10 protein-coding genes are annotated in these 14,717 nt (G+C 73.1%); 5 read left to right on the top strand and 5 right to left on the bottom strand.

Translation table 11 applies throughout. The features are described from left to right. Nucleotides 1-4 precede the first annotated feature (4 nt). From paaB to ASC58_RS19640, 5 genes are all read right to left on the bottom strand, one after another. Complete coding sequence (gene paaB, locus ASC58_RS19660) at nucleotides 5-298, bottom strand: 1,2-phenylacetyl-CoA epoxidase subunit PaaB (protein ID WP_056915515.1); 294 nt, start codon at nucleotides 296-298, stop codon at nucleotides 5-7. Then, a complete protein-coding gene (paaA, locus tag ASC58_RS19655) occupies nucleotides 295-1,257 on the bottom strand; it encodes a 1,2-phenylacetyl-CoA epoxidase subunit PaaA (RefSeq protein ID WP_056920479.1) in 963 nt (320 codons plus the stop codon). Before paaA ends, paaB begins: the two co-directional genes overlap by 4 nt. 218 nt (nucleotides 1,258-1,475) lie before the next feature. Continuing rightward, a complete protein-coding gene (locus ASC58_RS19650; RefSeq protein ID WP_056920478.1) occupies nucleotides 1,476-2,897 on the bottom strand; it encodes a tryptophan-rich sensory protein in 1,422 nt (473 codons plus the stop codon). Nucleotides 2,898-2,900: 3 nt separating this feature from the next. Then, the gene (locus ASC58_RS19645; protein ID WP_056915512.1) at nucleotides 2,901-3,623 is read right to left on the bottom strand and encodes a CPBP family intramembrane glutamic endopeptidase; all 723 of its coding nucleotides are present in this window, start codon (nucleotides 3,621-3,623) and stop codon (nucleotides 2,901-2,903) included. Then, nucleotides 3,620-5,032 (bottom strand): deoxyribodipyrimidine photo-lyase, encoded by a 1,413-nt coding sequence (locus tag ASC58_RS19640; RefSeq protein ID WP_056920477.1) that lies wholly within the window; start codon nucleotides 5,030-5,032, stop codon nucleotides 3,620-3,622. Before ASC58_RS19640 ends, ASC58_RS19645 begins: the two co-directional genes overlap by 4 nt. Before the next feature lie 211 nt (nucleotides 5,033-5,243). Between ASC58_RS19640 and ASC58_RS19635 the strand changes: the two genes are divergently transcribed. From ASC58_RS19635 to ASC58_RS19615, 5 genes are all read left to right on the top strand, one after another. Beyond that, nucleotides 5,244-10,757, top strand: coding sequence for a carboxyl transferase domain-containing protein (locus ASC58_RS19635; protein WP_056920528.1), 5,514 nt, complete (start codon nucleotides 5,244-5,246; stop codon nucleotides 10,755-10,757). 2 nt (nucleotides 10,758-10,759) lie between these two features. Continuing rightward, nucleotides 10,760-11,368 (top strand): NTP transferase domain-containing protein, encoded by a 609-nt coding sequence (locus ASC58_RS19630; RefSeq protein WP_235529342.1) that lies wholly within the window; start codon nucleotides 10,760-10,762, stop codon nucleotides 11,366-11,368. 132 nt (nucleotides 11,369-11,500) lie between these two features. Then, nucleotides 11,501-12,394 (top strand): MoxR family ATPase, encoded by an 894-nt coding sequence (locus tag ASC58_RS19625; protein WP_056915509.1) that lies wholly within the window; start codon nucleotides 11,501-11,503, stop codon nucleotides 12,392-12,394. Next, entirely contained in the window at nucleotides 12,391-13,512 is a 1,122-nt protein-coding gene (locus tag ASC58_RS19620; RefSeq protein ID WP_056920476.1) for a VWA domain-containing protein, read from the top strand. The genes ASC58_RS19625 and ASC58_RS19620 overlap by 4 nt, the downstream gene beginning before the upstream one ends. Then, nucleotides 13,505-14,707 (top strand): XdhC/CoxI family protein, encoded by a 1,203-nt coding sequence (locus ASC58_RS19615; protein ID WP_056920475.1) that lies wholly within the window; start codon nucleotides 13,505-13,507, stop codon nucleotides 14,705-14,707. Before ASC58_RS19620 ends, ASC58_RS19615 begins: the two co-directional genes overlap by 8 nt. Nucleotides 14,708-14,717: the final 10 nt, after the last annotated feature.

Raw genomic sequence — 14,717 nt, 5'->3', positions numbered from 1 at the left:
TGCCTCACATGTGGGGGACGTTGTCGGGGATCTCGTAGAACGTCGGGTGCCGGTAGACCTTGTCGTTGCTCGGGGCGAACATCGGGTCCTTCTCGTCCGGGCTCGACGCGGCGATGTCCTTGGACTGCACCACCCAGATGCTCACGCCCTCGTTGCGTCGCGTGTAGACGTCGCGTGCGTGCCGCAGCGCCATGTCGTCGTCGGCCGCGTGCAGCGAGCCCACGTGGACGTGGTTGAGCCCGCGCTTGCCGCGCACGAACACCTCGTAGAGCGGCCACTCCGCCCTGACCTCGCTCATGCCGCACCCTCCTGGCCGTGCGCCGCGGCAGCCTGCTTGGCGGCATACGCCGTCGCAGCCTCGCGCACCCACGCACCCTCCTCGTGGGCCTTGCGGCGGTGGGCGATCCGCTGGGTGTTGCACGGGCCGTTGCCCTTGACCACCTGCATGAACTCGTCCCAGTCGGGCTGGCCGAAGTCGTGGTGCCCGCGCTCGGCGTTCCAGCGCAGCTCCGGGTCGGGGAAGGTCACCCCGAGCGCCTGGGCCTGCGGCACCGACATGTCGACGAACCGCTGGCGCAGGTCGTCGTTGCTGTTGCGCTTGATGCCCCACGCCATCGACTGCGCCGAGTTCGGCGACTCGTCGTCGGGCGGCCCGAACATCATCAGCGCCGGCCACCAGAACCGGTTGACCGACTCCTGCACCATGGCCCGCTGCGCCTCGGTGCCCCGCATCATCGTCATGAGCAGCTCGTAGCCCTGCCGCTGGTGGAAGGACTCCTCCTTGCAGATGCGGATCATGGCGCGGCCGTACGGACCGAACGAGGTCCGGCAGAGCGGCACCTGGTTGCAGATCGCGGCCCCGTCGACGAGCCAGCCGATGGTGCCCACGTCGGCGTAGGACAGCGTCGGGTAGTTGAAGATCGAGGAGTACTTCTGCGCCCCCGAGATGAGCTTCTCGGTGAGCTCGCCGCGGCTGACCCCGAGGGTCTCGCAGGCGGAGTAGAGGTAGAGCCCGTGACCGGCCTCGTCCTGCACCTTGGCGAGCAGGATCGCCTTGCGCCGCAACGACGGGGCGCGGCCGATCCAGGCACCCTCGGGCTGCATGCCGATGATCTCGGAGTGCGCGTGCTGGGCGATCTGGCGCACCAGCGTCCTGCGGTACCCGTCCGGCATCCAGTCGCGCGGCTCGATCCGGTCGCCGTGCCCGATGGTCGTGTCGAAACCGGCCTGGAGCGGGTCGGTGGCGGTGTCGGTCATGGGTCCTCCACGAGGTCGGGGGCGCCGGGGCAGTCAATTACTGACCGAACGGTCGGTAACAGTTTCGCAGATGCCCACCGCCCGGGCAACCACCGTATGCCGCCGCGCAGCCAGCTCCCAGCCCTGCACCAGCCCCGCACCAGCCCTGCACCGGCTCGCTCCGTGAGCGCGAACTGTCGTCATGTCCGCGCGATACCGACAGTTCCGGCTCAGCGAGCTCAGCGGCGACGGCGGTTGCGGTGGGCGATCGTGCCCGACAGCACGGTCGCGAAGCCGCACCACGCGGCATACGCCCCGAGGGCCACGGCCTTGCCACGACCCGCGGCACCGGCCCGCCGGGCGAGGTCGGCGGAGGAGAGGGTGAGCACCGCGCACTCGGCGGTCGCGAGCCAGGGGCGCTTCGCGCGGAAGAACAGTCCGGTCCAGGCGGTGTTGAGGGCCATGTTGAGCGCGAGGGCCTGCTCGAGCTCCTGCGCCTCCTTCTCCCGGCCCGCCTCGGCGAGCCAGGAGGAGGAGACCGCGCTGACGAGGGCGACGTCGGCGTACAGGCCGGTCCAGACGACCGGGAAGGCCGCGGGTGGGGGCTCCCACGAGGGCTTGTCGAGCCTGCGGTACCAGCGCGACGTGGGGTCGGTGAGCAGGGAGCCGGTGACGGCTGCCGCTCCGACCATCGCGCTGGTGCGCGCCAGGGTGCGGCGCCAGCGGAACGGGTCGATGCCGCGGTTGGCCGCCCGGATCGCGTCGTCGAACCCGGTGCGACCCCCGGGCGGCGGGCCGGTGACGTCGAGGATGTCCTGCTCGTCGCAGACCGCCTCGTGGACGAGGCTGCCGATGAGGGGGCGGCCGATGCCGCGGGAGATCGGGGTGACGATGTCGATCCACAGTCCCGCGAGCTTGGGCGTGAGGACCGGGACCGTCGTGATGAAGCGGCGACCCAGCCCGACGATCTCGGCGTAGCGCTGCATCATCTCGGCGTAGGTGAGGACCTCGGGGCCACCGATGTCGAACGTCCGGTTGACCTCCGGACCCATGTCCGCGGAGCCGGCGAGGTAGTGCATGACGTCGTCGACGGCCACCGGCTGGATCCGGTTGCGCAGCCACCGCGGCGCGACGACCGCCGGGAGGCGCTCGGTGAGGTGGCGCAGCATGTCGAACGACGCCGAGCCGTCGCCGAGGACGATCCCGGCCTGGAGCACGGTCGCGGGCACCGGCCCCTCCAGGAAGATGTCGCCGACCTCGACCCGCGACGCGAGGTGGTCCGAGAGCCGCCCTTCGGGGTGCAGCCCGCTGAGGTAGACGATCCGGCCCACGCCACGGTCCTTCGCGGCGCTGGAGAAGGTGTGGGCCATCTCCCGGTCGCGCTGCATGAAGTCGCCCTTGCCGTCCATCGAGTGCAGCAGGTAGTAGGCGACCTCGACGTCCTCGAGCGCGCGGCGGCAGTCCTCGGGGGAGCTGGCGTTCCCCTCGACGACCTCCACGCGTTCGGCCCAGTCGTGGCCCTCGAGGCCGCGGCGGCTGCGGGTGAGGACACGCACCGTCCAGCCGCGGTCGAGCAGGACCGGGACGAGTGAGCCACCGACGTAGCCGGTGGCACCGGTGACCAGCACCCGGCGGGTGGAGGACGAGGACGTGGGGGGCATGGGTCAGCTTCCGGACGAGAGGACGGTGGGCAGGAGGAAGAGCATCCCGAGCGACCACGTGAGGTGCGTGATGACCGGGCCGAGGATGCCGCCGGTGACGCGGCGCTGCAGGCCGGTCAGCAGTCCGAGCAGGGCGGCAGCGAGGACGAGCAGCGGGATGCCGGATCCCACGGTGGTCAGGGCGTAGACCACGGTGGTGACGAGCACCGCGTGGCGGCGGCCGATGGCCGAGTAGAGGGCGCCGCGGAAGTAGAGCTCCTCGGAGACGCCGTTGACGGCGGTGATGAGCGCGACGACGGGCAGCGAGCCGAGGCGGGCGTGGTCGAGCAGGTTGGTCACCGGGTCGCGCAGCAGCGGGATCCGGGCGATGACGAGCCCACCGAGCAGGAAGACCGCCAGGAGCAGGGCGCCGAGGGCGAGCGACTGGACGATCGGCCGGGCGTCACCACCGGAGCGCGTGCGGGCCCGCCCCAGGTGCAGGGGCCCGGACGCGAAGGCCCCGACGGTCCAGACCAGCGCGAGCCCGACGGTGGCCGCGTAGAACGCCGGGTCGCCGGGCGCGATCCGCAGGGCGAGGGTGAGGACCGCCGTGCCGACGAGCAGCGTGACCACGGCCACGACGCGTCGGCGGCGGAAGGCTGCGTCGGACTCGGTGTGGTCGCGGGGCACCGGGGTGACCAGGGCCGCCCTGACGAACGAGCGCACCTCGCTCGCGGGGTTGATCACGCCGAGCCCCGCCCGCCGGACCCCGAGGACTGCGCACCCCGCGCCGCCTCGTACCGCCGCAGCGCCTCACGTCGCTCCTCGGCGTGGTCGACGACCGGCTCCGGGTACCCGTGGGCGTATCCCTCGTCGTGCTTCCACGGCTCGTGCACCGCCTTGCCGGGGACGTGCGCGAGCTCGGGGACGTACCGGCGGACGTAGTCGCCCTGCGGGTCGAACCGCTGCCCCTGGGTGATCGGGTTGAAGACGCGGAAGTACGGGGACGCGTCGGTGCCGGTGCCCGCGACCCACTGCCAGCCGTGGTTGTTCGAGGCGATGTCGCCGTCGAGCAGGTGGTCGAGGAAGTGCCGTGCGCCGACCGGCCACCAGACGTGCAGGTCCTTGGTGAGGAAGCTCGCCGTGACCATCCGCATCCGGTTGTGCATCCAGCCCTCGGTGAGCAGCTGGCGCATCGCGGCGTCGACGACGGGGTAGCCGGTGCGGCCCTCCTTCCACGCCGCGACCAGGTCCTCGTTGTCCTCGTAGGTCATCCCCGACAGCGCCGGTCGCAGGTCGTGCCACGCCGACCTCGGGTGGTGCCAGAGGACGTCGGCGTAGAACTCGCGCCAGCACAGCTCGGTCGCGAACGTCTGCGCCCCCTGCCCGGTCCGGCCCTCGAGCTCGGCGAGCAGGGTGCGCGGGTGCACGGCCCCGATCTTGAGGTAGGGGGACAGCCGCGAGGTCCCGGGCCGGTCGGCCCGGTCGCGGTCGTCCTTGTAGGCCGTGAGCGCGTCGTCGAGGAACTCGCGCCACCGCGCGAGGGCGGCTTCCTCGCCGGCGGCCGGCAGGTCGGGCAGCCCGTCCGCCGACGCAGCGGAGCGGACGGTCCTCCAGCCGTCGTCGTCGGAGGCGACCCGGGCGAGGGTGAGCCCGGTCGGCTCGGTCGCCGGCGCGGGCCAGCCCTTGTCGCGCCAGGCGCGGCTGAACGGGGTGAAGACCTTGTACGGGTCGCCGCTGCCGTTGACGATCGAACCCGGCCCCACGGCATACGGGGTGCCGGTCTCGACCCAGTCGACGCCTGAGGCGGCGAGGGACGCGGAGACCGCCCGGTCGCGACGGACGCCGGCGGGGGTCGTCTCGCGGGAGACGTGGACCGACCGGGCGCCCACCTCCTCGACGACAGCCGGCACGACCTCCGCGGGGTCGCCGACCCGCAGGCACAGGCGGCCGTCGTAGGCCTCGCGGGCTGCCTCGAGCGTCGCGGCGAGCCAGGCCCGACGCACCGGTCCGGCGCCCTCCCAGAGCCTGGGGTCCAGGACGAACAGCACGAGCACGGAGGCACCGTCGGCGGCAGCGGCCGCGGCTCCCAGGGCAGGGAGGTCGCCCCGGCGCAGGTCGCGGCGGAGCCAGAGGACAGCGGCTGCGCGGGACATGTCCTCAACCCTAGGTCGGGTCGCACGGGCATGCCGCGGCGAGGGCCGCCACCGGTCGGACCTCCCGTCGACCGGACCCGCGCAGGTCGACTCGCGCAGGTCGGACCGGGCATTACTCGCGAGTCACCGACGATCGGTGGCAGGCTCGGGGCTCGGCGGCGTGCGGTCTGCGCCGCCAGCCGTCGTCCGTCCGTGCTGGGAGGCCCACTCGATGTTCTCGCGCATCGCCATCGTCAACCGGGGAGAGGCCGCGATGCGGCTCATCCACGCCGTGCGCGACCTCAACGCGCAGGCGGGGGCCGACGGGCACCGCATCGAGACCGTCGCCCTCCACACCGAGGGGGAGAAGCGCGCGATGTTCGTGCGCGAGTCCGATGTCGCCTACAACCTCGGCCCGGCGGCCAACCGGCCCTACCTCGACTACGCGGTGCTGGAGAAGGCGCTGCGCGAGACCGGCGCCGACGCCGCCTGGGTCGGCTGGGGCTTCGTGGCCGAGGACCCGAACTTCGCCGAGCTGTGCGCCCGCATCGGCGTGACCTTCATCGGACCGAGCCCGGAGGCGATGCGCAAGCTCGGCGACAAGATCGGCTCCAAGCTCATCGCCGAGGAGGTCGGTGTGCCCGTCGCCCCCTGGAGCGGCGGCGGCGTCGACACCCTCGAGGACGCCAAGGCGGCGGCGGCGAGGATCGGCTACCCCCTCATGCTCAAGGCCACCGCGGGTGGTGGTGGCCGGGGCATCCGCATGGTCGCCTCCGACGCCGACCTCACCGACGCCTACGAGCGGACCCGGGACGAGGCGCAGCGTGCGTTCGGCTCCGGTGTCGTCTTCCTGGAGCGCCTGGTCACCGGTGCCCGCCACGTCGAGGTCCAGGTCATCGCCGACGGCCAGGGCACGGCGTGGGCCATCGGCGTCCGCGACTGCTCGGTCCAGCGCCGCAACCAGAAGGTCATCGAGGAGTCCGCCTCGCCCGTGCTCGGCCCCGACCAGGTCGCCGAGGTCAAGGCCAGTGCCGAGCGGCTCGCGATCGCCGTCGGGTATGCCGGCGCCGGCACCGTCGAGTTCCTCTACCACCCGGGCGACAAGTTCTTCGCCTTCCTCGAGGTGAACACCCGGCTCCAGGTCGAGCACCCCATCACCGAGTCGACGACCGGCACCGACCTCGTCAAGCTGCAGATCCACGTCGCCGGCGGTGGCCGGCTCGAGGGGGAGCGCCCGGTCGAGGAGGGCCACGCCGTCGAGGCCAGGCTCAACGCCGAGGACCCCGACCGTGACTTCGCGCCCTCCCCGGGCCGCATCGCGCTGCTGAACCTGCCGTCGGGCCCCGGCATCCGGGTCGACACCGGTGTCGGCGAGGGCGACTCGATCCCGGCCGACTTCGACTCGATGATCGCCAAGATCATCGCCGTCGGCAGCGACCGGGACGAGGCGCTCGCGCGGCTGCGTCGCGCCATGTCCGAGACCACCGTGGTCATCGAGGGCGGCTCCACCAACAAGAGCTTCATCCTCGACCTGCTCGACCAGCCCGAGGTCATCGACGGCAGCGCCGACACCGGCTGGATCGACCGCGTCCGCGGCGAGGGCCGCCTCGTCTCGCACCGGCACTCCGGCATCGCCCTGGTGGCGGCCGGCATCGAGGCCTACGAGGACGAGGAGGGTGTCGAGCGCACCCGCCTGCTGGAGACCTCGAGAGGGGGACGCCCCCAGGTCCAGCACCGCACCGGCCGGGCCATCGACCTGAAGCTGCGCGGCACGGCATACAAGGTCACGGTCTGGCGCATCGGGCCGCACCTGTTCCGTGCCACGGTGGCCAACGGTGTCACCGAGCAGACCGTGGACGCCGAGCTCGACCGCCTCGACGAGTACACCAGCCGGCTCACCACCGGCGGTCGGACCCACCGCCTCATCACGGCCACGCACGGACCGGTCCAGCTCGTCGAGGTCGACGGCGTGACCCACCGCGTGAGCCGTGACGAGGGCGGCGTCCTGCGTTCGCCGGCACCCGCGCTCGTGGTCGCGACCCCGGCCCCCGTCGGCAGCGAGGTCGCGGCGGGAGCCCCGGTCCTCGTGCTCGAGTCGATGAAGATGGAGACCGTGCTCCCGGCGCCGTTCGCGGCTCGCGTCAAGGAGCTGCTCGTCTCCACCGGCAGCCAGGTCGAGACGGGCGCGCCGATGGTGCGCCTGGAGCCGCTCGGTGACCCGGACGACGTCGCCGAGGCGGCCCCCGAGAACGTCGTCGACCTCGACCTGCCCGAGATCGACCACAGCGGTGCGGGGGCGCAGGAGGTCATCGAGCGTTCGCGGGCCTCGCTGTGCGCCATGCTGCTCGGCTACGACGTCGACCCGCGTGACGGCGGGAGCACCCTGCGGTCCTACCTCGAGGCCCGCGACGAGCTCGTGGCGTCGGGGCACCCCCAGATCGGCGACGAGGTCGCCGTGCTCGAGGTGTTCGCCGACTTCGCCGAGCTGAGCCGCAACCGGCCGGCGGGCGAGGAGGACCACGTCGAGAACCGTGTGCACAGCCCGCGGGAGCACTTCCACACCTACCTGCAGAGCCTCGACGTCGAGCGTGGAGCGCTGCCCGAGCAGTTCCGCAGCAAGCTCTCGCAGGTGCTGCGGCACTACGGGCTCGACAGCCTGGACCGCACGCCCCAGCTCGAGGAGGCGGTGTTCCGGGTGTTCCTGGCCCAGCAGCGCTCGGCCCCCGAGGTGGCCCTGGCGACCGCGCTGCTCCAGCACTGGATCGTCGAGCCGCGACCCGAGCCGCCGCTGGACGCCAGCGCCCGCGACGTCCTCGACCGCCTCGTCGTCGCCACCCAGCTGCGCTACCCGGTGATCGGTGACCTCGCCCGGAGCGTGCGGTTCCGGTGGTTCGACCAGCCCCTGGTCGACGCCGACCGCGCCACCGTCCTCGGCGGCGTCCGCGACGAGCTCGCCGCCCTCGAGGGCGTCCCCGGTGGGGACGAGCGGGCGGCTCGCATCGACGCGCTCGCGGCGATCCCGGAGCAGATCGTGCAGTTCCTCGCCGAGCGCCTCGAGGACGGGGTCCCCACCCGCGAGCCGATGCTCGCCGTCCTCATCAAGCGCCACTACCGCGAGCACGACCTCACCGGGCTGCGTGAGCTGCAGGTCGACTCGCGGCCGTTCGCCGTCGCCGACTACTCCCTCGACGGCCGCCCCACGCACCTCGTGACGTCGGTGGGCCGGGTCGACGAGCTCGTGCCGGACTCCACCCTCGTCGCCGGTGTCGTCGAGCAGCTGGCCCAGCGCGGGGACGGTGACGAGGCCGTGGTCGACCTCTACCTGTCGTGGCCCGACGAGCCGTCCTCCCCGGAGGAGTCCTCCGCCCGGCTCGGTGCCGCGCTGGCCGCCATGCCGTTCGCCCAGCAGGTGCGCCGGGTCGCGGTCGCCGTCTGCCCCGGCTCCGGTCGTCCCGTCAGCTACTTCACGTTCCGGCCCGAGGCCGACGCGATGGTCGAGGACCGCCTCGTCCGCGGGGTGCACCCGATGGTGGGTCGCCGCCTCAACCTGTGGCGGCTGCGCGACTTCGACATCACCCGGCTCGACGCCCCGGACGACGTCCTGCTCTACCGGTGCGTCGCGCCGGGCAACGAGTCCGACCAGCGCCTCGTCGCGCTGGCCCAGGTCCGCCAGCTCGCCGTCGTCCGCGACGAGCGCGGCCGGGTCACCGCCCTGCCGCACGCCGAGCGGGCCATCGCCAACTGCCTCGAGGCGATCCGCCGGGCGCGCGCCGCGAGCGGCTCAGCCGGGGCTCGCCTCGACATGAACCACGTCTGGGTGCACATCTGGCCGCCCATCGAGGCCGACCTCGACCAGCTCACCGCGCTCCAGGCCAAGATCTCGCCGCTGACCGCCGGCGCCGGGATCGAGGAGGTCCTCGTCCAGGGCCGCATCGCCACCCCGGACGGTGCCAGCGCCCCGCTCGCCGCGCGGTTCCACTACCAGCCGGGGTCCGGGGTCGTCACCTCCGTCGAGGAGCCGCCGACCGAGCGGCTCAAGCCGCTCGACGACTACGCGCAGAAGGTGGTCCGCGCCCGCCGCCGTGGGGTCGTCTACCCCTACGAGCTGCAGGCGATGATCGCCGGACACGGTGGGACCGCCACGGAGTACGACCTCGACGACCGCGGCAGCCTCGTCCCGGTCGACCGCCCCTACGGCCTCAACAAGGCCGGCATCATCGCCGGCGTCATCACCACGCCCACGGAGCGCTACCCCGAGGGCATCACCCGCGTGCTGCTCTGCGGAGACCCGCTCAAGGCACTCGGCGCCGTGGCCGAGGCCGAGTGCATGCGGGTCATCGCGGCCCTCGACCTCGCGCAGGAGATGGGGGTGCCGGTCGAGTGGTTCGCCCTGTCCGCCGGTGCCCGCATCTCGATGGACTCCGGCACCGAGAACATGGACTGGGTGGCCCGCGCCCTCAAGCGGATCGTCGAGTTCACCCAGGACGGCGGCGAGATCAACATCGTCGTCGCCGGGATCAACGTCGGCGCCCAGCCCTACTGGAACGCCGAGGCGACGATGCTCATGCACACCAAGGGCATCCTCGTCATGACGCCGGACAGCGCGATGGTCCTCACCGGCAAGCAGTCGCTGGACTTCTCCGGCGGCGTCTCGGCCGAGGACAACTTCGGCATCGGCGGCTACGACCGCGTCATGGGCCCCAACGGCCAGGCGCAGTACTGGGCCCCCGACCTCGCGGGTGCCCGTGACGTCCTCATGGCCCACTACGACCACACCTACGTCCACCCGGGCGAGGACGGTCCGCGCCGGGCGAAGACCACGGACCCCGTCGACCGCGACGTCACGACGTTCCCGCACACCCTCGCGGACTCGGGCTTCACGACGGTCGGCGACATCTTCTCCTCGGCGACGAACCCGGACCGCAAGAAGCCGTTCGACATCCGGACCCTCATGGCCGCCGTCGCCGACCAGGACCACGAGACGCTCGAGCGCTGGGCCGGCATGGCCGACGCCGAGACCGCGGTGGTGCAGGACGCCCACCTCGGTGGGATCCCCGTGTGCCTGCTGGGGATCGAGTCCAAGACCGTGGCCCGCCGCGGGTTCCCGCCCACCGACGGTCCCGACACCTACACCGCCGGCACGCTCTTCCCCCGTTCGTCCAAGAAGGTCGCGAGGGCGATCAACGCCGCCAGCGGCAACCGCCCGGTGGTCGTCCTGGCCAACCTGTCCGGCTTCGACGGGTCACCCGAGTCGATGCGCAGCCTGCAGCTGGAGTACGGCGCCGAGATCGGCCGCGCCATCGTCAACTTCGACGGCCCGATCGTCTTCACCGTGGTCTCGCGCTACCACGGTGGTGCGTTCGTCGTGTTCTCCAAGGTGCTCAACCCCCGGATGACGGTGCTCGCCGTCGAGGGGTCGTTCGCCTCCGTGCTGGGTGGTGCGCCGGCGGCAGCCGTCGTGTTCTCCCGTGACGTCGACGCCCGTACGGCGTCGGACCCGCGGGTGCGCGACCTCGAGGCCGCGATGGGCGAGGCCGACCAGGCCCGCCGGGCCGAGCTGGCGACCGAGCTTGCCGAGGTCCGCAGCGCGGTCCGCTCGGAGAAGCTGGGCGAGGTGGCCTCGGAGTTCGACAAGGTGCACAGCATCCACCGCGCCGTGAGCGTCGGCTCGGTCGACGCCGTCATCTCGGCCCAGGAGCTGCGGCCGCGGATCATCGCCGCGATCGAGGCCGGGCTCAAGGGCTGACGGTGACCGTCCCCCGGGAGCAGCCGCGCCAGGTGGCGGGGCTGCTCCTCGCGGCCGGGGGAGGGCGGCGGATGGGCCGACCCAAGGCGCTGGTCGCCGATCCCGGGGGTGGCACCTTCCTCGAGCGTGGGCTGCGGGTGCTCAGGGAGTCCGGGTGCGGACCCGTGGTCGTCGTCCTCGGCGCGGGCGTGGAGGAGGCTCGGCCGCTCGCGACGGCCGGGACCGCACCGGCGGACGTCGTCGTCGAGGCCATCGACTGGGCCGACGGCCAGAGCGCCTCGCTGCGTGCCGGCCTCGGGGCCTGCCTGGACACCGACGCCGAGGCAGCGCTCGTCCTGCTCGTCGACCTCCCCGACGTCGGCCCGCCCGTGGTGGTGCGGCTCCTGGCCGAGACGGCGGGTGAGGGGCCCGCGGTCCTGGCGCGGGCGGCATACGCGGGGGTGCCCGGGCACCCGGTCCTCCTGGGGAGGGACCACTGGGACGAGGTCCTCACCTCGGCCACCGGCGACAAGGGGGCGCGCGACCACCTCGCCCGCCACCCGCACCTCGTCGTCGAGTGCGGCGACCTCGCCACGGGTCGCGACGCGGACACCCCGGCCGACCTCGTCTGAGACCGCGCCGATGTCCAGCCCGCGGATGGTGCGTCCGGCTCGCACACCGCTGACCGCGGCGAATGCCCCTCTCGTCGTTCACACATCTGCGTTCCCCTTTCGGATCGGGCCCACGTGGGTGATGATCGGCACATGGAGCCACGGGAGGCCTTTGCGTCGGCCGGGGAGCTGACAGGTGGCCTCGGTGGGACCGGGTACCTCGCTGACGCCTCTCTCGCCACGGTTGCGTGGCTCGCCCTGCGCCTGCAGCGTCCACTGCTGCTCGAGGGGGAGCCCGGCACCGGCAAGACCGCACTCGCGGAGGCTCTTGCCGAGACGCTCGACCTGCCGCTGATCCGGCTGCAGTGCTACGAGGGGATCGACGCGACCCAGGCCCTGTACGACTGGGACTTCCCGCGCCAGATCCTGCACCTGCGGGCCGTCGAGGCCGTCGCCGCCGACCAGGCGCGCGACGTCGCGCAGATCGAGGACCAGCTGTTCGACCAGCGGTTCCTGCTCGCGCGGCCGGTGCTCCGGGCCCTGCGTGAGTCGCCGGCCGTGCTCCTCGTGGACGAGATCGACCGGGCCGACGACGAGTTCGAGGCGTTCCTGCTCGAGGTGCTCTCGACCTGGCAGGTGACGATCCCCGAGCTCGGGACGGTGACCGCCGCCACGCCCCCGGTCGTCATCCTGACGTCCAACCGGACCCGCGAGCTGCACGACGCCCTCAAGCGTCGGTGCCTCTACCACTGGATCGACCACCCCGGTCTGGCCCGGGAGCTCGAGATCGTCCGGAGCCGGGCACCCGAGGTCTCCGAAACCCTTGCGGCACAAGTGGTCTCAGCGGTCCAGACGCTGCGCCAGGACCACGACCTGATCAAGCCGCCAGGGGTCGCCGAGACGCTCGACTGGGCCCGGGCCCTGCACGAGCTCGGCAGCACCAGCCTCGACCTCGAGACGGCCTCGGCCACGCTGGGCGTCGCCGTGAAGTACCGCGAGGACTCCGAGCGGGTCCGTGCCGCCCTCGACCGGATCCTCACGTCATGAGCGTTCCCGAGGCCGCCACGCTGCACGCCCCCGATGCCGTCCTGCTCGGGTTCGCGCGCGCCCTGCGGGCCTCGGGCGTGGCCGTGACCGCCGACCGCGAACGCACCTACCTCGAGGCGGTGGCCGCGGTCGGGCTCATGGACCCCTCAGGGGTCTACTGGGCCGGGCAGGCGACGCTCTGCTCGTCACCGGCCGACCTCGAGCGCTACGACCAGGTGTATGCCGCGTGGTTCGGTCTCGAACGAGCCGGCACCCGGCCCCGGCAGGAGACCTCGCCGACCCTCACCATGGCGCCGCTCGAGGGAGACCAGGGCTCGGGGGAGACCCAGGAGCAGGAGGAGGACGCCGTCCACGCGCAGGCGAGCGCGACCGAGGTGCTGCGTCACCGCGACATCGCGACGCTCGGCAGCGCCGAACGCGCCCGCCTCGCGGCCCTGTTCGCCGTGCTGCGGCCGCGCGCCCCGCGCCGCCGGGCGCACCGGCCGACGCCCGCGGCCCGAGGGGTGGTCGATGCCCGGCGCACCCTTCGCGACCAGCTGCGACGGATGGGCGAGCCCGGGCCGATCGCCTGGCGACGGCGCGGCACCCGGCCGCGACGGGTCGTGCTGCTCGTCGACGTCTCCGGCTCGATGAGCCCCTACGCCGACGCGCTGCTGCGCCTGTCCCACACCTACGCCGCCACGGGTCTGCCCGTCGAGGTGTTCACACTCGGCACCCGGCTGACCCACGTCACCCGGCCGCTGCGCCAGCGCGACCCCGAACGCGCCCTCGTGGCCTGTGGGAACTCGGTCCCCGACTGGTCCGGCGGAACCCGGCTGGCCCAGGGCATCAAGGTCTTCCTCGACCGATGGGGCCGTCGGGGCATGGCCCGTGGCGCGGTCGTCGTGGTCTTCAGCGACGGCTGGGAGCGTGAGGCGCCCGAGGCGCTCGGCGAGCAGATGCGCCGGCTGCGGGCGCTCGCGCACCGCGTCGTCTGGGTGAACCCGCACCGGGGCAAGACGGGGTACGAACCGGTGCAGCAGGGCATCGTCGCGGCCCTGCCCCACATCGACGACTTCGTCGCCGGGCACTCCATGGCGGCGTTCGAGGAGCTGGTGGAGGTGGTGGCCCGTGCGTGAGGTGATGCCCGAGCTGCTCCGGTGGTGGCGTGCGGGTGCGACGATCGGTGTCTCCACGGTCGTGGCGACCTGGCGGTCGGCCCCCCGTCCCGCGGGGGCGTCGATGCTCGTCGGACCCGGCGGTGAAGCGGTGGGGTCGGTCTCCGGCGGCTGCGTCGAGGGCGCGGTCTACGAGCTCGCCTCGACCGTCGTCGCCGACGGGACGCCGGTGCTGCAGCGCTACGGCGTCAGCGACGACGACGCCTACTCCGTCGGGCTGACGTGCGGCGGGATCCTCGACGTCTTCGTCGAGCCGGTGAGCAGCGAGTCCTTCCCCGAGCTCGGTGAGGTCGCCGACGACGTGGAGGCGGGGCGCCCGGTCGCGGTCGCCACGGTCATCGAGCACCCGGACCCGGCCTGGCTGGGTCGTCGCCTCGTCGTCCGCCCGGAGGGGTCCGCCGCCGGTGACTCCGGCTCGCTGGGCTCGGCCCGTGCGGACGACGCCGTCACCGACGACGTCCGCGGACTGCTCGCCGCGGGCCGTACCGAGACGCTGACGTACGGGCCCGACGGCGAGCGCCGCGGTGAGGGGCTGCGCGTCTTCGTGTCGTCCTTCGCGCCGCGCCCGCGCATGCTCGTCTTCGGTGCCATCGACTTCGCCGCGGCCGTCGCCCACGTCGGCCACTTCCTCGGCTACGAGGTGACGGTCGTCGACGCCCGACCGGTCTTCGCCACGAACAGCCGCTTCCCCTCTGCCGACGAGGTCGTCGTGCAGTGGCCGCATCGCTACCTCGAGGCGGAGCGCAACGCCGGCCGCCTCGACGCGCGGACCGTCATCTGCGTGCTGACCCACGACCCGAAGTTCGACGTCCCCGTCCTCGAGATCGCGCTGCGCCTCCCGGAGGCGGCGTTCATCGGGGCCATGGGCTCGCGCCGCACGCACGAGGACCGGATGGCACGGCTGCGCGAGGCCGGACTCAGCGAGGCCGAGCTGGAGCGCCTCTCCAGCCCCATCGGGCTGGACCTCGGCGCTCGCACGCCGGAGGAGACGGCGGTGAGCATCGCGGCCGAGATCGTCGCCCTCCAGTGGGGTGGCCGCGGCGACCGCCTGGCCCACCGGGACGGCCCGATCCACCACCACGGAGCGGGCCCGCACGAGCCGCACGAGGCCGCTGGGGCCACCCCCACCCACGCAGGGGGTGGGGCCGGGACGTAGCCGGGTTGGA

Origin of the sequence: Phycicoccus sp. Root101 (assembly GCF_001426245.1) — a bacterium.
Classification (GTDB): Bacteria; Actinomycetota; Actinomycetes; order Actinomycetales; family Dermatophilaceae; genus Pedococcus.
The sequence above is the reverse complement of the archived record's forward strand: the minus strand, read 5'-3'. Positions and strand labels throughout refer to the sequence as shown.